The organism is Nonomuraea insulae, from assembly GCF_042656245.1.
Genome location: NZ_JBHSPA010000006.1, coordinates 460,840 through 479,579 on the forward strand (window position 1 = coordinate 460,840; position 18,740 = coordinate 479,579).

Consider the following 18,740-nt stretch of genomic DNA (forward strand, 5'->3'; position numbering starts at 1 on the left):
GTTGGGCGTGAGGTTTCTCGCCGCCCTCGGTCTTCATGCTTGGCCGACGAGGTCAGGCGGTCCGTTCCCGAGGACGTACGAAACCGTCAGGTAATTCCAGGAACAACCTTGGCAGACCTCGACAACGTACACCCGGAACTCATCGTAATCATGAGCCATCGAGACGAGTTCCGATGTGACCTTCGCCTGACCGGCATGCCGTCCCAGCGCATCGCCGTAGACGTAGGTCACGTTGGTGACGTTCTCCCTTTCGCAGACCGGGCAGAGGCGTTCGGTCGGCTCGCCGAAATGGCGCGCCGCGCGAAGGAGGTAGGGCTGTGCGTCACAGATGTCGCCACGCGAGGCACGCCCCGTGTGCAGGGAGCGGACCACCGCCCGTTTCGCGAGGCCGTAATCCACCACCCTTCTCTGTGACCACATGAGCGCCAGACTACGGCGTTTTGCGGGTTCATCCCAACGCCTTGGCAGATTCATAGATTGCAGGCATATAGCGGCTCGACGTATCCTCGGGATGTATCGGCTCGATACATCGACGCGAGAGGGGGCGGTTCCCATGGTCAGCGGACAAGGCAGGGTCTTGGAGCTGGCCGTGCTCGGGTCACTGCACGAGACGCCGCTCCACGGCTATGAGCTGCGCAAACGGCTCAACGCCCTGCTGGGGATGTTCCGTGCGTTCTCCTACGGGTCGCTGTACCCCTGTCTGCGATCACTTCTGGCCGAGGGCCTCATCGCGGAGGAGCAACCCGCTCCCGCCGCGATCGTCGGCGGCAGATCGAAGATCGTCTACAAGCTGACCGCCGAGGGCAAGGAACGGCTGCAGGACATGCTGACACAGGCCGGTCCCTCCGCCTGGGAGGACGAGAGCTTCGGCGTGCACTTCGCCTTCTTCCGCCACACCGAGGCCGAGGTGCGCCTGCGCATTCTCGAGGGCCGGCGCAGCCGGTTGGAGGAGCGGCTCGACGCGGTGCGCACCGCATTGGCCCGCACCAGGGAGCGACTCGACAGCTACACGCTCGAGCTGCAACGTCACGGGCTCGAGTCCGTCGAGCGCGAGGTGCGCTGGTTGAACGAGCTGATCGCAACAGAGCGTCGGGCCTCGTCAGAGGACGGGCCCGAAAGAAATACCACGTCAACTGATGAGTAAGGGAGCGAGTGCGATGGGTTCGGTTCGCGTGGCCATTGTCGGTGTCGGCAATTGCGCGTCGTCGCTGGTCCAGGGCGTTCACTACTACAAGGACGCGGACCCGGACACACGGGTCCCGGGCCTCATGCATGTGAAGTTCGGCGACTACCACATCGGCGACGTCGAGTTCGTGGCCGCCTTCGACGTGGACGCCAAGAAGGTCGGCCGCGACCTCTCCGAGGCGATCGTCGCCAGCGAGAACAACACCATAAAGATCACGGATGTGCCGCCCACGGGAGTGACGGTCAAGCGTGGCCACACCTTCGACGGCCTGGGTGAGTACTACCGGGAGATCATCGAGGAGTCCGACGAGGCTCCCGTCGATGTGGTCGAGGTGTTGCGGGAGAACCGGGTCGACGTCCTGGTGTCGTACCTGCCGGTGGGCTCGGAGGAGGCCGACCGCTTCTACGCGCAGTGCGCCATTGACGCGAAGGTGGCGTTCGTGAACGCGCTGCCGGTCTTCATCGCCTCCGACCCGGTGTGGGCGGAGAAGTTCACCGAGGCCGGCGTGCCGATCGTGGGTGACGACATCAAGTCGCAGGTCGGGGCCACGATCACGCACCGGGTGATGGCCAAGCTGTTCGAGGACCGCGGGGTGGAGCTGCTGCGCACGTACCAGCTCAACGTCGGCGGCAACATGGACTTCATGAACATGCTGGAGCGCACCCGGCTCCAGTCCAAGAAGATCTCCAAGACGCAGTCGGTCACCTCGCAGATCCCCCATGAGATGAGCAAGGCCGACGTGCACATCGGGCCGTCCGACCACGTGCCGTGGCTGGACGACAGGAAGCTGGCGTTCGTACGCCTGGAAGGGCGGTCGTTCGGTGACACGCCGCTGAGCCTGGAGTACAAGCTGGAGGTGTGGGACTCGCCCAACTCGGCGGGGATCATCATCGACGCGGTCCGGGCTGCCAAGATCGCGCTCGACCGGGGGATCGGGGGGCCCATTCTGTCGGCTTCCTCGTACTTCATGAAGTCGCCGCCGAAGCAGTTCTCCGACGATGACGCTCGGGACTACGTCGAGAAGTTCATCCGGGGTGAGGTCGAGCGCTGATCGCTCCCTTACGGCGCCGCATCCCTGACCGGGGGTGCGGCGCCGTTGTCGTTTCAGGGGCGGGCGGCCGCGGGGAGGGCCGCCGGGGAGGCCGGCTGCCAGGTGAGGGGGTCGGAGCCGAGGTCCGTCAGGAGCGGAACCTGCTCCTTGCACCACGGCGAGATCGCCAGGAGCCCGTTGCGCGTCCCCTCCTCGAACTCCTTCCACGGCATCCACCGCGTCTCCCCCACCTCCTCCGGGTTGGGCGCGACCGGAGAGTCCACCATGACCCGGTAGACGGGGCAGAGCTCGTGCTCGACGATGCCGTTGGCCATGGCGGCGCGGTAGGAGAAGGAGGGCAGCATGAGGTCGGCGCCCTCGACGCTCAACCCCAGCTCGTAGGACAGGCGGCGGACGACCGCGCGGTCCAGTGCCTCGCCCGGCAGGGGGTGACCACAACAACTGTTGGTCCAGACGCCCGGCCAGGTGATCTTGTGGTCCGCCCTCCTGGTGAGCAGCACGCGGCCTTCCTGGTCGAAGACGTAGCTGGAGAACGCCAGATGGAGGGGGGTCTCGCGGCCGTGCACCGAACTCTTGGGCGCGGTGCCGAGTGCGTGACCGTCACGGTCTACCAGCACAACGTGTTCCTCAGTCGTCACGCTATGAAGCGTACGAGATCATGGCGCCCGCTCGGAACCTGTTTCACCAACCTCCGGAGGATACCGAACGACGGGCGCGGAGCTAGGCTGTGCCCGTGTCTTTTGTCGCCGATCTCCGTGTGGTCCTGCGGGGCAGGGACTTCAGGCGGCTGTTCGGCACCCGGCTGGTCTCTCAGTTCTCTGATGGGATCTTCCAGTTCGGGGTCACCGGATTCGCCTTCTTCAGCCCCGAGAGCCAGACGACCGCGCTTCAGGTGGCCACCGGACTGGCGGTGCTGCTGCTGCCGTACAGCGTGCTCGGCCCCTTCGTCGGCGTCTTCATCGACCGCTGGTCGCGCCGCCAGATCCTGATGGTGGCGCCGCTGGTCCGCGGCGTGCTGTTGCTGCTGGCCGCCGGGCTGGTCGCGGCCGACGTGCCCGACGCGGTGTTCTACACCGCGGCGCTGGCCGTGCTCGGCGTCAACCGGTTCTTCCTGGCCGCGCTGGGCGCCTCGCTGCCGCACGTGGTGCCACCCGAGCGGCTGATCGCGGCCAACGCGGTCACCCCCACCTCGGGGACGGTGGCCACGTTCATCGGCGCGGGCGTGGGGTTCCTGCTGCGCGAGGTCCTCGGCGGCGAGGACATGGGCGTGGCGCTGCTGCTGGTCATCTCCGGCGTGATGTTCACGCTGAGCGCACTGGTGGCGCGGACGATGGACCGCCGGCTGCTCGGCCCGTGGTCCGACCCCGACCTGCCGCAGGCGCGCCAGGAGCTGCGCAACGTGCTCACCGGCCTGACCGACGGCACCAAGCACCTGCTGGGGCATCGGGTGGCCGCCGCGACGATGGGCGCGATGGCCACGCACCGCTTCCTGTTCGGCATGTGCACCGCGCTCGGCATCATCCTCTACCGCTACTACTTCACCGGCGGTGACGCCGAGGCGGCGCTGCGCGGGATCAGCCTGGTGGTGGCCGCCGCCGGTGTCGGCACCTTCCTCGCCGTGATCATCACCCCGTACGCGACCGAGCGGTTCGGCATCGAGCGATGGGTGCAGATCGCGCTGGTCGCGGCCGGAGTGCTGACGGCGGTGCTGGTGCTGCCGTTCCAGGAGTGGGGGCTGCCGGTGGCCGGGTTCGTGCTGGGGCTGGCCGGGCAGAGCGTCAAGATCTGCGCCGACACGACCGTCCAGCGCGACGTCGAGGACATCTACCGGGGCCGCGCTTTCTCGATCTACGACATGCTCTTCAACGGCATGTACGTGCTCGCCGCGGGCCTGTCGGCGATGATCCTGCCGGCGAACGGCAAGTCCTACGCGGCCGTGGTGATCATCGCGGTCGGCTACCCCGTCGCGGCGATCGTCTACCGGATGATCACCGCGCCCTCACGTTCCCAGGTCGTTTGACCGGGCCCATTCCAGCAGCGCCTCGGTGGCGGCCTCCTCGCCGATCATGCCCTTGTCCAGCCTGAGCTCGAGCAGGAACTTGTAGGCCTGCCCCACGATCGGCCCCGGCCCGACCCCGAGCACGCGCTGGATCGCGTTGCCGTCGAGCTCGGGCCGGATCTTGGCCAGCTCCTCCTCCTCCGCGAGCTTGGCGATGCGCTCCTCGAGCTGGTCGTAGGTACGCGACAGCGCCGAAGCCTTGCGCTTGTTGCGCGTGGTGCAGTCGGCCCTGGTCAGCTTGTGCAGCCGGTCCAGCAGGTGACCGGCGTCGCGGACGTAGCGGCGCACGGCGCTGTCGGTCCACTCGCCCGTGCCGTAGCCGTGGAAGCGCAGGTGCAGCTCGACCAGCTGGGAGACGTCGGCCACGACGTCCTTGGGGAACTTCAGCTCGGTCATGCGCTTCTTGGTCATCTGGGCCCCCACCACCTCGTGGTGGTGGAACGACACCCGCCCCCCGGCCTCGTGGCGGCGCGTCTTGGGCTTGCCGATGTCGTGCATGATCGCCGCCCAGCGCAGGATCCGGTCGGGCTTGCCGTCCTCCTCCTGCGCGATGGCCTGGTCGAGCACGGTCAGCGAGTGCTCGTAGACGTCCTTGTGCCGGTGGTGCTCGTCGATCTCCAGGCGCAGCTTGGGCAGCTCGGGCAGCACGTGCGCGGCCAGCCCGGTCTCCACCAGCAGCCGCAGGCCCTCGCGCGGGTAGAGGCCGCAGATCAGCTTGTCGAGCTCGTCGCGGATGCGCTCGGCCGAGACGATCTCGATGCGGTCGGCCATCGCGCTCATCGCCGACACCGCGTGCCCGTCCACGGCGAAGCCGAGCTGCGAGGCGAACCTGGCGGCCCTGAGCATGCGCAGGGGGTCGTCGTCGAAGGAGCGCTCGGGGGTGCCCGGCGTGCGCAGCACCTTGGCGCGCAGGTCGTCCATGCCGCCGTAGGGGTCGACGAACTCGTGGCCCGGCAGGCGGACCGCCATCGCGTTGACCGCGAAGTCGCGCCGCTCCAGGTCGGCCTCCAGCGTCTCGCCGTACATGACCTCCGGCTTGCGCGACTTGGGGTCGTAGGACTCGCTCCGGTAGGTGGTGATCTCGATCAGCCAGCTACCCTTACGCAGGCCCACCGTGCCGAAGTCGATGCCTATCGTCCATACGGAATCGGCCCAGTCCCTGACGATCTCAAGCACCCTCCCGGGGTGGGCGTCGGTGGTCAGGTCGAGGTCGTTGCCGATGCGGCCGAGCAAGAAGTCGCGTACGGGGCCGCCGACAAGGGCCAGCTCATGGCCCTGCTCGGCGAACAGACGGCCGAGCTCGTCGGCCACCGGGGCGATCTTGCGGAACAGGTCGTTCATGGCCTGCTGCTGGCTTTCGGTCAGAGTTGAGTCGGACAAACTGAGTCGGCCTTCTTGTGCGCTTCCGGAACATATCCCCCGAGCCACACCAGGTCCGGGTTACCGTCGGTCAAGGGACCGTCGGGGGGCACTGGAATGAGGCAAGGAGGACTATATGAAGGACGCCCTCGCGATCCATCGCTGGCTCCTCGCACACCAGGTCCATCATGAGATCGTACGCCTTCCGCGTCCCATGACATGCGCGGAAGAGCTGCCGGAGACGGTCTCCGCGGCACCGGAGAGGTGTCTGATGGTGACGGTGCTCGAAGTCACCACCAGGGTCGGCCGCGAGGTCGTCATCGCGGTCACCTCCCCCGTCTCCGCTCCCCCCAGGCAGGGAGCGGTCGAAGCGCTGCTCGGCGCGCGCCAGGTGCTTCCCGCACCGGCCCACGTCGTCAACGCGGCCACCGACTACGCCGACGGGCTGGTGTGCCCGCTGCTGCTGCCGGACTCGGTGCCCATGTTCATCGACGACCGGCTGTTCGTGAACGACGAACCGATCTTCGCCCCCACCGGTGAGCGGCACACGGCGCTGTCCATGCGTGCGCTGGACCTGCTGACCGTCCTGCCGGGCAAGATGGTCGACCTACGAGGCTCACGTCCAAGAGGATCACGTGGGGCGGTCGCGCGACGGCACTGAACCCGTACCATTGCGGGCGTGCGTCGTCGTAGTCAAGCCCGGGCATCCGCGTGATCCGTAAGGCCACGCTGCTCGCCGCGCTGTCCGCCGCGCTGCTCGCCCCCATGGTGGTGGCGGCGGCGCCGGGCGCGGCTGCCTCCGAGGCGAGTGCCGCCGCGAAGAGGCAGACCCTGTCCGTGTCGATCACCTCGATCACGCCGGAGGTGCCGAAAGGCCAGTCCGACGAGATCAAGATCTCCGGCACGGTCCGCAACGACACCGGCGCCGCCATGGCCGGGCTGCGGGTGCGCCTGCGCTACACCGCCCAGAAGTTCACCGACCGCGCCACCATGGCGACCTACCTGGCCGACCAGAACGTCGCGACGCTGCCGTTCAACGTCTCCACCCGCAACTCGTTCATGGACATCCCGCCGCTCGACGTGGGCGGGACGGCGCGCTGGGAGATGATCGCGACGCCCGTGCAGCTCGGGCTGCGCGAGTTCGGCGTCTATCCCATCGCCGTCGACATCTCCCAATACGGCGGGGGGCCGATCACGGCGCAGCGGACCCTGCTGACGTACGCGCCGCCGACGGTGCCCAAGACGCCGCGCAACAAGCTCGCCATCGCGCTGCCCGTCATCGACCAGCCGCGCCGGGCCACCGACGACGCCGTGTTCGTGGACGACAAGCTGAGCCAGGCGATCACCGGCCGGGGCCGCCTGGCCGACCTGGCCCGCATCGCGCAGTCCGCGCCGAGCACCACCACCTGGGTGGTCGATCCGGCGCTGTTCGACGACCTCAACACGATGACCAAGGGCTACAAGGTCAAGGTCAAGGACCGCCAGGAGACCAAGCCGGCCAGCGCCGCTGCCTCCCAGTGGCTGACGACCATGCGCACCTCACTGGCCTCCTCCCCCGTGGTCGCGGTCCCCTACGCGGATCCCGACGTCGCGGCGCTGGCCCACCAGGGGCTGGACCCGCAGACCGGACGGGCGATCGAGCTGGGCGGCCAGACGGCCAGAGCGCTGATCAACCGCAACGCCAAGACGAACATCAACTGGCCGGCGGCCGGCGTGCTCGACGACGACGCGCTCGACCTGCTGTCGGTGAGCAAGGTCAACACGGTCCTGCTCAACGCCACCAACCTGCCGCCGCAGACGCCCGTCACCGCCACGCCCGACGCCGCCACGACGCTCGACTCGGTCGGCGGCCCCGTCACCGCGCTGGTCGCGGACGCCGAGCTGACCAGCCTGTTCGAGCCGGCCTCCAGCACGTCCGTGGTGCTCAGCACGCAGCGCTTCATCGCCGAGACCGCGATGATCTCCACCGAGCCCGGCCAGAGCACGCCGAGGTCGCTGGTCGTCGCCCCCTCGCGGCGCTGGGACCCCAACCCGACGCTCGTCACCGCCCTGATGAAGACCGCCGGCCGGCTGCCGTGGTTGCAGCTCGCCACACTGGAGTCGATCAAGCCGAGCAAGGCGTCCGTCCCGCGCGCCGGGCTGACCTACACCGAGCAGGACCGCAAACAGGAGCTGACGGAGAAATACCTCAAGCCGGTCCGGGACGCCTGGTCGAAGTCGCAGCTCACCGCGCTGGTCACGACGCAGAAGACGCGGTCCAGCTTCGACGCGGCGGTGCTGCGGCTGACCTCCTCCTCCTGGCGCAACAACACGCGCGTGGGCCGTTCGGTGACCAAGCTGGTCGGTTCGGCCGTCAAGGCCAGGACCGAGCTGATCAAGATCACGGGGTCGGGGCCCGACCGGCCGCGTACGCTCGCGGGCAGCAACGGCGTCGTGCCCATCAGCGTGAAGAACTCACTGAGCGCCCCCATCCAGCTCTTCATCGACGTCAAGTCGAACAACCCCGAGCTGTTGACGGTCACCTTCCCGCAGGAGGATCCGCTGCCGATCGGCGGCGGGCAGATCGGCACCGTGCAGGTGCCGATGATCGCCGCCCCCGACACCAGCGGTGACGCGACGGTGACCGTACAGCTCAAGACCTCCGACGGGCAGCCGTACGGCGAGCCGCAGAGGCTGACGATCCGCACGACCGGCTACACCGGGATCGCCCTGGTGATCGTGGGCGCGGCGCTGACCGTGATGCTCGCGGCCGTGGTGACGCGGCTGCTGCGGCGCCGGTCGCAGCGCAGAGTCGCGCGGGCCAAGACCCGAGAGAGTGAGACCGTATGAGCCGCATGCTTCGGGCCAGCGCCATCATGGCGGCGGGCACCATGGTCTCCAGGGTCACGGGGTTCGTGCGGACGATGGTGCTGGCCTACGCCATCGGCACGGCGCTGCTGGGCGACGCCTACAACGCCGCGTACGCGATTCCCTACGGCATCCTCGACCTGCTGCTCCTGGGCGTGCTGAGCAGTGTCATCGTGCCGATGATCATCCGGGCCCAGCAGCACGACGAGGACGGCGGCCGGGCCTACGAGCAGCGGCTGCTGACCATCGCCACGATCGCGCTGGGCCTGGTCGCGGTGATCGCCGTGCTGGCGGCGCCGCTGCTGATCGACCTCTACACCTCCTGGGCCCCGGGCAGCAGGCAGTTCGAGGTCGGGGTCATGCTGGCCCGCTTCATCCTGCCGCAGCTCGCCTTCTTCGGCATCGGCGCGGTGGCCGGCGCCATCCTCAACACCCGCGACCGCTACGGCGCGCCCATGTGGGCCCCCGTGCTCAACAACGTGGTCGTCATCGTCGTGTTCGTGCTCTACGCCGTGGTCGGCTCGGGCAACGACATCGCCCAGGTCACCACCGGCGACCTGGCGCTGCTCGGCCTGGGCACCACGGCCGGCATCGTGGCCCAGGCGGCGGTGCTGATCGTGGCGCTGCGGCGGGTCGGGTTCGTCTTCATGCCCCGCTTCGACCTGCGCAACGCCCGGCTGGGCGAGATGGGCAAGGCCGGCATCTGGACGATCGGCTACGCGGTGGTCACCCAGGCCGGCTTCATGCTCACGACCAACCTGGCCAGCTCGGCGGGCGACGCCGTGAGGGGGCACGGCATCAGCCCGTACACGCTGGCGTTCCAGCTTTTCCAGCTCCCGTACGGCGTCATCGGCGTCTCGGTGATCACCGCCATGCTGCCGCGGATGAGCCGGGCGGTGTCCGACGGGCGGTTCGGTGACGTGCGGGCCGAGTTCGCGTCGAGCGTACGGCTGGTCTGCTCGCTCATGGTGCCGGTGTCGCTGCTTCTCATGGTGCTCGGGCCGGCGGTCACCGTGCCCATCTACGGCCACGGCGCCAACAGCGTGGCCGACGCCGTCTACATCGGCAACGTGCTGCAGGTCTACGGGCTGGCGCTGGTGCCGTTCGCGGTCTTCCAGCTCCTGCTCCGGGTCTTCTACAGCTTCGGCGACACCCGTACGCCGGTGTTCGTCGGGGCGGGCACGACGGCGGTCAACGCGTTGCTGATGTTGCTGTTCTACGCGATGTTGCCGCCCCGTTACGCGGTGATGGGGCTGGCTCTGGCGTACGCGATCGCGTTCGGGCTCGGCGCGGTCTTGGCCTGGTGGCTGGCCGGCCGCCGGGTCCAGGGGCTGGACGGCTGGGCCATCGGCATGGCGCTGACCAGGATGTACCTCGCCGCGCTGCCCACGGCCGTGCTGGCGCTGGCGGCGGTCTGGGTGTTCACGGCGGTGTTCGGCGGGCTCGACTTCCTCAACTCGGTGATCGTGCTGGCCGTCGGCGGCGGACTCGGACTGCTGCTCTATCTCGGCGTGGCCCACAGAATGCGCATCCCGGAGGTCAACTCGCTCGTTGGGATGGTCGCGAGGCGGGTAGGTCGGTAAAGAACGCGGGCGGAATCCACACGGCACTAGCATGGAGCCCGACACGCGCGAAATGGAAGCAGGAGGGGCGTGGGCGGATTTACCCGGCATAACGTGCCTTCGTGGGACACGACCGCGCAGGTTAGTCGAATCATGAGCACGTCCGATCGGCCAAGCGGAGTGAGCCAGTGAGCAGCACGTCGGCCGTCGAACCCGGCACCCGTCTAGCCGAGCGCTTCCGGCTCGAAGATCGCGTCAGCGAGTCCGACGGCGCCACTTTGTGGAAGGCCATAGACGAGATCCTCGCCCGGCCCGTGGCCGTGCACACCTTCTCCCCTGATTTCCCCCGCGTCCACGAGGTCGTCACGGCCGCCCGTGCCGCGAGCAGGCTGACCGACCCGCGCCTGACGCAGGTGTTCGACGCCGCCGAGGACGACCAGCACGCCTACGTCGTCAGCGAGTGGGTCACCGGCGAGACGCTGACCGACCTGCTGGCCTCCGGGCCGCTGGAGCCTGAGCGCGCGGCCGGGCTGGTCGCCGAGGCCGCCGAGGCTCTGGCGCACGCCCACGAGGCGCAGCTCTATCACCTGTGCCTGCGCCCCTCGAACCTGGTGTGGACGAGCGGCAGCACCGTCAAGGTGCTCGGCGTGGCCGTGGACGCGACGATGTGGGGCCTCACCACCGACCAACCGGCCCTCGACGACGCCGAGGGCCTGGGCCGGCTGCTGTACGCGGGCCTCACCGGCCACTGGCCGGGCGACGAGGAGGAGGGCGGCCTGCCGGCCGCCCCCATGATCGACGGCCACTTCTGCTCGCCCAGGCAGGTCACCGCCGGGGTGCCCAGCTATCTCGACACGGTCACCGTGCGGGCGTGCCTGCCCGAGGCGCGCAGGGGCCAGAGCCCGCTGTCCACCCCGTCCGAGGTCGCCGAGGCGCTGGCCGACGTGGCCAGGCCGATGCCGATTCCGATCTCCTACCCCTCGACCCCCGCGGTGGCCTCCGCCTCGCACACCGAGGGCCTGGACGTCGCCCACCGGCAGAGGTCCCCCGCTCCCCAGCTACCGCCCCCTCCCCCGCCGCGCCGCACCTCAGGCGGTGGCGGCGGCAGCACGGTCAACCGGGTGCTGATGACGCTGGTGGTGCTGCTCGTCATCGCCGCCGTGGGTGTCGGCGCCTGGACGATCGGCCGCAGCCTGGGCAGCCCGGGCGCGTCCCAGACGACCAGTGCCAGCCCCAAGGCCTCCACCTCGGCCTCAGCGGAGGCGCAGGCGGTCAAGCCCGAGAAGGCCAAGGGCTTCGACCCGCTGGGCGACGGCGACGAGAAGACCGACATGGCGAAGCTGGCCATCGACGGCAAACCGAGCACGTTGTGGAAGACCGAGACCTACACCAGCGCCGACCTGGGCCGCCTCAAGGACGGGGTGGGCCTGCTGCTCGACATGGGCAAGTCCATGCAGATCAGCGACGTGGTGGCTACGCTGTCCAACGCACCGGGCGCGACCGTCGAGCTGAAGGTGGGCGACTCCCCCGACCTCGACTCGCTCAAAACCGTGGCCACCGAGAAGAACGCAGCAGGTAAGACCACTCTCTCCCCTGAACAGGCGGCCACCGGTCAGTACGTTTTGATCTGGTTTACGCGCGTTCCGACGGATGAGGGCACTTTTCATGGCACCATCTATGAGGTAGTGGTGCACTCTCCCGGATCGGCATAACCAGGAAACTCTCTTGTGAACTCCCCACCCGAGACACCTTCAGCAGCGGAGCGGCCGGCGGTCACAGACGCCGAGCTGCTGACCGCGCATATCAACGGGGATCCACACGCCTTCAGTGAAATCGTCAAGAGGCACCGCGACCGCATGTGGGCGGTCGCCCTGCGTACGCTCGGTGACCCCGACGAGGCCGCCGACGCCGTGCAGGATGCCTTCGTCTCCGCATATCGCAAGGCCGCCACCTTCCGCGGCGAGGCGGCCGTGACCACCTGGCTGCATCGGATCGTGGTCAACGCCTGCCTCGACCGCATGCGCAGGAAATCCGTACGTCCGGTCGCCGACGACGAGCTCATAGAGGCCGCGGAGCGCGAGACCCCGCTCCCCGACCAGACCGTCGAGCGAGAGGTCTCGATGGAGGTTTCGGCTGCTCTCAAAATGTTGCCCACCGATCAGCGTGCGGCGCTGGTGCTGGTGGACATGATGGGCTATTCGGTCGAAGACGCAGCTCAGGTGCTCCAAGTGCCGAGCGGCACGGTGAAGAGCCGCTGTGCCCGAGGACGCGCGAAACTTGCCCCAATTCTTTCGCATCTGCGGAACCGAACAGACCTCAATCGCGTCTCATCCGCGAAGGGAGACAGAACTTCGTGACGGGTGATACGCACTACGATCTGGAAATCCTCGCCGAGTTGGCAGAGGGTCTCCTGGACGTCGGCATGGCACGCCAGGTCCGCGAGCATCTCGCGGTCTGCGACCCCTGTGGGGAGCGGTTGGCTGACCTGGCGGCGGTTCGCGAGGTGCTGGCGGCGACCCCCACACCGGCTATGCCGATGGGTGTCGCACTGCGCATCGACAAGGCCCTGGCCGCCGAGGCGGAGTCCCGGCGTGGCGGGGGTGTCGGCCTCGTGGAAACACCGGACTGGGATGAGCTCATGCGGGACTCCCCGTGGGAGCGGCAGGAGGCAGCCTCTGGTCCGGACAACGTCCCCGAGCCGGTGCGCCTCGGCGTGGTCTCCGACGACGGCACAGTCGTCCCGGCGCGGAGCCGTACCGTACGGCGGCGCCGATGGGCGATGCCCGCGGTCGCGGCCGCGGCGGCGGCCGTCGTGGTCGGCACGGCCGTGGCCTCCACCAACCTGCTGGCCAGTGGCGGTGACGGCGGCGCGGGATCGGTGGCTCTGCCGGCACAGACATCGGTGCCGTCGCGGAGCGCGACCTTGGGCAGGGTCAAGCCACGGGCGTACGCGCTGACGGACAGCAACCACAACTACAGCGATCCGGAGCTCCGGACGGAGTTGGGCAGTTTCCTGGCGCCCGCTCCCATCATGCTCGGCGACTCCAACAACGCCGACAAGGTCGCCAAGTGCGTCAACACGGTCTCCAACCGGTCCAAGCTCGACGTGTTCGCGGTGGACCAGGGGCAGTACAACGGGCAGGAGGCGCTCATCGTGGCCTCCTGGAAGCAGCAGGCCACCAAGAGGGTCCGGATCGACGTCGTGGATCCGTTCAACTGCAGGAACCTGCGTAAGCCCGCCCTGGGCCGCTGGTAGGAGTAAAGCCCGCGTCAGAGCCCGCTTCGGCGGGCTCTTTCGTTTTGCCGGTGACGTCCTACGGGCGTTGCTTGGTAGGGCGGGGAATCACGGCGGCCTAGGATCTGTTGACGCCGGTGGCAACAGCAGACGAGGAAGGCGTGGAGCGTTGAGCGACGTTCGTAACGTGATCATCATTGGATCCGGCCCAGCGGGCTACACAGCGGCCGTCTACTCCGCGCGCGCCGAACTCAAGCCCCTGATCTTCGAAGGCTCCGTCACAGCGGGTGGCGCCCTCATGAACACCACGGACGTGGAGAACTTCCCCGGGTTCCCCGACGGCATCATGGGCCCCGACCTCATGGACAACCTGCGCAAGCAGGCCGAGCGCTTCGGTGCGGAGCTGGTGGCGGACGACGTCGTCGAGGTGGACCTGCGGGCCAACCCCAAGGTCGTCAAGACCCACACCGAGACCTACTACGCCAAGTCGGTCATCCTGGCCATGGGCTCCGGTTACCGCGAGCTCGGCCTGACCAACGAGAAGCGGTTGTCGGGTCACGGCGTGTCCTGGTGCGCGACCTGTGACGGGTTCTTCTTCCGCAACAAGGACATCGTGGTCGTCGGCGGCGGCGACACCGCGATGGAGGAGGCCACGTTCCTGACCAGGTTCGGGCGCATGGTGACGGTGGTGCACCGCCGCGACTCGCTGCGGGCCAGCAAGATCATGCAGGATCGGGCGCTCGCGAACGAGAAGATCCGCTTCGAGTGGGACTCCGAGGTCGCCGACGTGCTCGGCGACACCAAGGTCGAGGCCGTGAAGCTGCGCAACGTCAAGACCGGCGAGGAGTGCGAGCTGGCGACCGACGCGCTGTTCCTGGCCATCGGCCACGATCCCCGCACCGAGCTGGTCAGGGGCCAGATCGACCTCGACGAGAACGGCTACATCAAGGTGGCCGCCCCGACCACGGCGACCAACATCGACGGCGTGTTCGCCGCCGGTGACGTGGTGGACCACACCTACCGCCAGGCCATCACCGCGGCCGGCACCGGCTGTGCGGCCTCGCTCGACTCCGAGCGCTGGCTCGCCGACAACGAGAAGTAAGGAGCGCACCGTGAAGGCTGTCACCGACGCCACTTTCCAGTCCGAGGTCCTCAAGAGCGACAAGCCCGTACTGGTCGATTTCTGGGCAGAGTGGTGCGGCCCGTGCCGTCAGGTCTCGCCCATCCTCCAGGAGATCGCCAATGAGCACGGCGACAAGCTGGAGATCGTCAAGCTCAACATCGACGAGAACCCCGAGGTTCCGCGCCAGTACGGTGTGCTCCAGATTCCCACGATGAACGTCTACAAGGATGGCGAGGTCGTGAAGCAGATCATCGGCGCCAAGCCGAAGGCCATGCTGCTGCGCGAGCTCGAGGGCATCATCTAGCACGCCCCCGAACGGTGGCGCGCCTGGCCCGTCGAAAGCCCCCTGCGGTCGCGGGGGGCTTTCGCATGTGCGGCCCTGAGTGGCCGTCAGACGGGACGTAGGGCGCGTTCCGGGCTCATGGACCCGAGGAGGCGTTCCAAGGCCACCTCGACGTCCTCACGCCACGAGACGGCGCTCTTCAGTTCCAGCCGCAGCCGCGGGAATCTCAAATGCGGACGGACAGTCTTAAACCCCACAGAGAGCAAGTATTCCGCCGGTACTACGCAACTGGGCTCTTCCCACTTGAGATCCCCGAAAGCCTCAATGGCTTTCACCCCGCGCCGCGTCAGGTCTTTGGCGACCCCCTGGATCAGCATCCGCCCCAGCCCACCACCCGAGAACTCGGGAATGATGTGCGCCGTCATCAGCAACACCGCGTCGGCGCTGACCGGCGAGGTGGGAAAGGCGACGGAACGCGGGCTGTAGAGCGGCGGGCTGTAGATCACGAACCCAGCGGGCACCCCGTCGACGTAGGCGATCTTCCCGCAGCTTCCCCACTCCAGCAGGGTGCCGGAGATCCAGGCTTCCTTCTCCAGGCCCGTGTCGCCGGCGTCCAGCGCACGCTCGCCATTGACGGGATCGAGCTCCCAGAACACACACCGTCGGCAGCGGTGCGGAAGATCTTCCACATTGTCCAGGGTTATGTTGACCAGCCGGCGCGACAACTACGGCCCCTATCGTTGACCCGGAAAAGCGCGCGAAAACCGCGTCTACAGGTGGCATGGTAGCCCAGTGAAGATGTCGCGAGCGGACACCACGACGGTCGAGCCCCGTCACGGGCGACATGTCCGTCTAGCGTAATCTGGTATTTCAGTCCCTATATGACACCCCTAGGAGGTGGGCCGTGACGGAAGAGCTGGATCACGGTCAGACACCCGCGACCCAAGGGTCGCGCATCGACGCATACGTCGATCGGTACGCCGCGCGAGCTACCGGGATGGTCGCCTCCGAGATTCGAGCTCTCTTCGCCGTCGCGTCGAGGCCCGAGGTGGTCTCGCTCGCCGGCGGCATGCCGTACGTCACGGCTCTTCCCCTCGACATGGTCGGTGAGCTGGTCTCCGACCTCGTCACCCGGCGCGGCCCCGTCGCGCTGCAGTACGGTTCCGGCCAGGGTGACCCGCATCTGCGTGAGCAGATCTGCGAGGTCATGCGGCTGGAGGGGATCAACGCCGGGGCGAACGACGTGGTCGTCACCGTCGGATCGCAACAGGCCCTCGACCTGATGACCCGGATCTTCATCGACCCGGGCGACGTGGTCCTGGCCGAAGGCCCCTCGTACGTGGGAGCCCTGGGTACGTTCTCCGCCTATCAGGCCAAAGTGGTCCATGTCGCTATGGACGATCAGGGCATCGTGCCCGAATCGCTGGCGCAGACCATTTACGCGCTGGAGACGGCAGGGGCGCCCATCAAGTTCCTCTACACGATCCCGACCTTCCACAACCCTGGCGGCGTCACGCTGAACATCGCCCGCCGGCAACAGGTGCTCGACATCTGCCAGCGGGCCGGGATCCTCATCATCGAGGACAATCCGTACGGACTGCTCGGCTTCGACGGGGAGCCCATGCGCGCCCTGCGGGCCGACAACCCCGACGGCGTGGTCTACCTGGGGTCGTTCTCCAAGACCCTCGCCCCCGGCTTCCGCGTCGGCTGGGCGCTGGCCCCGCACGCCATCCGCGACAAGCTCGTGCTGGCCATGGAGTCGGCCGTGCTGTCGCACTCCTCGTTCACGCAGCTCGCCGTGGGCCAATACCTGGCCACGCAGCCGTGGCGGGAGCAGATCAAAACGTTCAGGGAGCTCTACAGGGAGCGCCGCGACGCGCTGCTCGACGCGCTCGAATCGCTGATGCCGCCCGAGGTCACATGGACCCGACCTGGAGGCGGCTTCTTCGTGTGGGCGACCCTGCCCGACGGGCTCGACTCGAAGGCGATCCTGCCGCGGGCCGTGGCCGAGCGGGTGGCGTTCGTGCCAGGGACCGGGTTCTTCTCCGACGGCAGCGGGGCCCGGCACATGCGGCTGTCGTACTGCTATCCCGAGCCCGACCGCATCCGCGAAGGCGTGCGCCGGCTGGCCGGGGTGATCGAGCAGGAGATGCAGCTCAGGGACACGTTCGGGACGGCATCCGCCCGTGACCATCAGGGCGTGGACACACCAGGTCCGGACCTGGCCTGACGTACCGTACGAATCGGTGGGCCGGCGCCTCCGGTCCACCGATTCTTTCGTTTTGGGGTGGGATCGCCTGCGGAAAGCACCTCCCGTACATCCCCCACCATTGTCGCCGGTACGGTTGGACAGCGTGCCATCAGCGGAGGAGATGTGATGAGCGATCTGGGCCACGTTCTCGTGCTGGCCGGAGGCCTCTCCTATGAGCGAGAGGTGTCTTTGCGCTCGGGTCGCAGAGTCAGCGAGGTGCTGCGCGCGGCGGGCGTCGACGTGGAGGCCCGCGACACCGACGCCTCCCTCGTGCCCTCGATCCTGGCCGACCCGCCGGACGCGGTGTTCGTGACCCTGCACGGCGGCGCGGGTGAGGACGGCGCGATCCGTACCGTGCTCGAACTCCTCAACGTCCCCTACGTCGGCGCCGACCCCGACGTCTGCCGGGTGGCCTTCGACAAGCCCACCGCCAAGGGCGTCGTCCGCTCGTTCGGCCTGCGCACCCCCGAGTCCGTCACGCTGCCGAAGGAGACGTTCCACGACCTCGGCGCCACGGTGGTGCTCGGGCGCATCATCGAACGCCTCGGCCTCCCCCTGTTCGTCAAGCCCGCCCGCGGCGGCTCGGCGCTCGGCGCCTCGTTCGTCCGCACCGCCGAGGAACTGCCCGCCGCGATGGTCGGCTGCTTCGCGTACGGCGACACGGCGCTCATCGAGCGGTACGTGGAGGGCGTCGAGGTGGCGGTCTCCGTCGTCGACCTCGGCAGCGGTCCCGTAGCGCTGCCCGCCGTCGAAATCGTTCCCGACGAGGGCGTCTACGACTACGCGGCCCGCTACACCGCCGGCCACACCGAGTTCTTCGCCCCCGCCCGCCTTCCCGCCCATGCGGCCGCGGCCTGCGCTGAGACCGCGGTGAAGGCTCACACGGCGCTCGGGTTGCGGGACATCTCCCGTACCGACCTGATCGTCGATGCTGAGGGGGCGCCGCATTTCCTGGAGGTCAACGTGGCGCCCGGCATGACCGAGACCTCCCTCCTGCCCATGGCGGCCGAGGCGGCCGGGCAGGACCTGGGCGACCTCTGCCGCACCCTCCTCCAGAACGCCGCCAACCGCTTCCACACCTCCTAGCCTCTGCTCCTCGTCGGTGCCGTTTGCTTTGGCGCGGGGCTCTTGCCGGTCGGTGAGTTTCTTGGGTGAGGGGCGCGTCACCTCCAAGGACGTGTGCACGAACCTCCCCACCGCACGCGCCCGGGACCAGCCGAGGGAAAGTGGGCGGGATCCGCCACCGCCCGAGGGCACGTGGGCGGGGATGGGATCCATGAGCTGGACAGCCCCCGTTCCTCGTACGACTGCAACGCTCCAGCCTTTCCCGCGGCACCCCTCATACCGGGGGGTCGTGCCGGGCGCGCCGGGGTCGTGCCCAGCGCCAGTCGCCACACCGCAGCCATGTCCTACCGAACTCCGGCGGAAAGACCTCAGCGACCCTCAGCACGCACCGAGCGCTCCACGACCGCCGGCTCACAGTGTCGTGCACTCCAAGCGGGCAGCCGCTCTGACGGACAACCGACGCCTGCGACGTGGCCTACGGCGCGTGGGTGAACGGAACTGACGCCTAAGAAATGAGCGCCCAGCGCAATCGGGTCGGATAGGAGCAGACGCCTCGGCAATCTGAGTCGAGCGGCCGGACCGACGACAACCTGAGCCGAGTCAGGCGAGCCAAGTTACGAGGGCAAACCGCCGTGTTGGCGGCAAGGGCAGTGAGGCCACCATGCACGGCCCAGACAGACACCCCAGACGAACGGCCGGACCGACCAGCCGACACGAAC

Annotated in this window: 17 protein-coding genes; 13 read left to right on the forward strand and 4 right to left on the reverse strand. The window is 68.3% G+C overall.

Annotated features, from left to right (window positions below; translation table 11 throughout):
• Nucleotides 1–33 precede the first annotated feature (33 nt).
• A complete protein-coding gene (locus ACFPZ3_RS04930; protein WP_379512727.1) occupies nucleotides 34–474 on the reverse strand; it encodes a DUF5318 family protein in 441 nt (146 codons plus the stop codon).
• A gap of 79 nt (nucleotides 475–553) precedes the next feature.
• Here ACFPZ3_RS04930 and ACFPZ3_RS04935 point away from each other — a divergent pair, with 79 nt between their 5' ends.
• Complete coding sequence (locus tag ACFPZ3_RS04935) at nucleotides 554–1,144, forward strand: PadR family transcriptional regulator (RefSeq protein ID WP_379512728.1); 591 nt, start codon at nucleotides 554–556, stop codon at nucleotides 1,142–1,144.
• A 13-nt stretch (nucleotides 1,145–1,157) separates the two neighbouring features.
• Nucleotides 1,158–2,237 carry an inositol-3-phosphate synthase gene (locus tag ACFPZ3_RS04940; RefSeq protein WP_379512729.1) on the forward strand — a complete coding sequence of 360 codons (1,080 nt, stop codon included), beginning with the start codon at nucleotides 1,158–1,160 and terminating at the stop codon, nucleotides 2,235–2,237.
• Between the two features lie 53 nt (nucleotides 2,238–2,290).
• Here ACFPZ3_RS04940 and idi read toward each other — a convergent pair whose 3' ends face one another.
• Nucleotides 2,291–2,875, reverse strand: a complete 585-nt coding sequence (gene idi, locus ACFPZ3_RS04945) for an isopentenyl-diphosphate Delta-isomerase (protein WP_379512730.1) — start codon at nucleotides 2,873–2,875, stop codon at nucleotides 2,291–2,293.
• A 95-nt stretch (nucleotides 2,876–2,970) separates the two neighbouring features.
• Here idi and ACFPZ3_RS04950 point away from each other — a divergent pair, with 95 nt between their 5' ends.
• The gene (locus ACFPZ3_RS04950; protein ID WP_379512731.1) at nucleotides 2,971–4,257 is read left to right on the forward strand and encodes an MFS transporter; all 1,287 of its coding nucleotides are present in this window, start codon (nucleotides 2,971–2,973) and stop codon (nucleotides 4,255–4,257) included.
• Here the strand turns inward: ACFPZ3_RS04950 and ACFPZ3_RS04955 are convergent.
• A complete protein-coding gene (locus ACFPZ3_RS04955; RefSeq protein WP_379512772.1) occupies nucleotides 4,237–5,637 on the reverse strand; it encodes a CCA tRNA nucleotidyltransferase in 1,401 nt (466 codons plus the stop codon). The genes ACFPZ3_RS04950 and ACFPZ3_RS04955 overlap by 21 nt on opposite strands.
• Nucleotides 5,638–5,791: 154 nt before the next feature.
• Here ACFPZ3_RS04955 and ACFPZ3_RS04960 point away from each other — a divergent pair, with 154 nt between their 5' ends.
• The 8 genes from ACFPZ3_RS04960 (at nucleotide 5,792) to trxA (ending at nucleotide 14,726) form a co-directional block, all read left to right on the forward strand.
• A complete protein-coding gene (locus ACFPZ3_RS04960) occupies nucleotides 5,792–6,316 on the forward strand; it encodes an aminoacyl-tRNA deacylase (RefSeq protein ID WP_379512732.1) in 525 nt (174 codons plus the stop codon).
• A gap of 50 nt (nucleotides 6,317–6,366) precedes the next feature.
• The gene (locus ACFPZ3_RS04965; RefSeq protein ID WP_379512733.1) at nucleotides 6,367–8,484 is read left to right on the forward strand and encodes a DUF6049 family protein; all 2,118 of its coding nucleotides are present in this window, start codon (nucleotides 6,367–6,369) and stop codon (nucleotides 8,482–8,484) included.
• Nucleotides 8,481–10,085, forward strand: a complete 1,605-nt coding sequence (murJ, locus tag ACFPZ3_RS04970; RefSeq protein WP_379512734.1) for a murein biosynthesis integral membrane protein MurJ — start codon at nucleotides 8,481–8,483, stop codon at nucleotides 10,083–10,085. Before ACFPZ3_RS04965 ends, murJ begins: the two co-directional genes overlap by 4 nt.
• Before the next feature lie 167 nt (nucleotides 10,086–10,252).
• The gene (locus ACFPZ3_RS04975; protein ID WP_379512735.1) at nucleotides 10,253–11,776 is read left to right on the forward strand and encodes a protein kinase family protein; all 1,524 of its coding nucleotides are present in this window, start codon (nucleotides 10,253–10,255) and stop codon (nucleotides 11,774–11,776) included.
• A gap of 15 nt (nucleotides 11,777–11,791) precedes the next feature.
• On the forward strand, nucleotides 11,792–12,421 hold the full coding sequence (sigM, locus tag ACFPZ3_RS04980; protein WP_379512736.1) for an RNA polymerase sigma factor SigM: 630 nt from the start codon (nucleotides 11,792–11,794) through the stop codon (nucleotides 12,419–12,421).
• On the forward strand, nucleotides 12,418–13,320 hold the full coding sequence (locus tag ACFPZ3_RS04985; protein ID WP_379512737.1) for an anti-sigma factor family protein: 903 nt from the start codon (nucleotides 12,418–12,420) through the stop codon (nucleotides 13,318–13,320). The genes sigM and ACFPZ3_RS04985 overlap by 4 nt, the downstream gene beginning before the upstream one ends.
• A gap of 148 nt (nucleotides 13,321–13,468) precedes the next feature.
• A complete protein-coding gene (gene trxB / locus ACFPZ3_RS04990; protein ID WP_379512738.1) occupies nucleotides 13,469–14,401 on the forward strand; it encodes a thioredoxin-disulfide reductase in 933 nt (310 codons plus the stop codon).
• Nucleotides 14,402–14,411: 10 nt separating this feature from the next.
• Entirely contained in the window at nucleotides 14,412–14,726 is a 315-nt protein-coding gene (gene trxA, locus ACFPZ3_RS04995) for a thioredoxin (protein WP_379512739.1), read from the forward strand.
• A gap of 86 nt (nucleotides 14,727–14,812) precedes the next feature.
• Here the strand turns inward: trxA and ACFPZ3_RS05000 are convergent, their stop codons facing one another.
• On the reverse strand, nucleotides 14,813–15,430 hold the full coding sequence (locus tag ACFPZ3_RS05000; RefSeq protein ID WP_379512740.1) for a GNAT family N-acetyltransferase: 618 nt from the start codon (nucleotides 15,428–15,430) through the stop codon (nucleotides 14,813–14,815).
• A gap of 179 nt (nucleotides 15,431–15,609) precedes the next feature.
• Here ACFPZ3_RS05000 and ACFPZ3_RS05005 point away from each other — a divergent pair, with 179 nt between their 5' ends.
• On the forward strand, nucleotides 15,610–16,935 hold the full coding sequence (locus ACFPZ3_RS05005; RefSeq protein WP_379512741.1) for an aminotransferase-like domain-containing protein: 1,326 nt from the start codon (nucleotides 15,610–15,612) through the stop codon (nucleotides 16,933–16,935).
• A 147-nt stretch (nucleotides 16,936–17,082) separates the two neighbouring features.
• Entirely contained in the window at nucleotides 17,083–18,042 is a 960-nt protein-coding gene (locus ACFPZ3_RS05010; RefSeq protein ID WP_379512742.1) for a D-alanine--D-alanine ligase family protein, read from the forward strand.
• Nucleotides 18,043–18,740 lie beyond the last annotated feature (698 nt).

What these genes read in the sequence shown, in the direction of transcription:
- ACFPZ3_RS04940 (WP_379512729.1), top strand. Translation starts at nt 1,158, where the DNA reads ATGGGTTCGGTTCGCGTGGCCATTGTCGGTGTCGGCAATTGCGCGTCG.
- ACFPZ3_RS04935 (WP_379512728.1), top strand. Translation starts at nt 554, where the DNA reads ATGGTCAGCGGACAAGGCAGGGTCTTGGAGCTGGCCGTGCTCGGGTCA.
- ACFPZ3_RS05010 (WP_379512742.1), top strand. Translation starts at nt 17,083, where the DNA reads ATGAGCGATCTGGGCCACGTTCTCGTGCTGGCCGGAGGCCTCTCCTAT.
- ACFPZ3_RS04960 (WP_379512732.1), top strand. Translation starts at nt 5,792, where the DNA reads ATGAAGGACGCCCTCGCGATCCATCGCTGGCTCCTCGCACACCAGGTC.
- ACFPZ3_RS04930 (WP_379512727.1), bottom strand. Translation starts at nt 474, where the DNA reads ATGAATCTGCCAAGGCGTTGGGATGAACCCGCAAAACGCCGTAGTCTG.
- murJ (WP_379512734.1), top strand. Translation starts at nt 8,481, where the DNA reads ATGAGCCGCATGCTTCGGGCCAGCGCCATCATGGCGGCGGGCACCATG.
- ACFPZ3_RS04955 (WP_379512772.1), bottom strand. Translation starts at nt 5,637, where the DNA reads ATGAACGACCTGTTCCGCAAGATCGCCCCGGTGGCCGACGAGCTCGGC.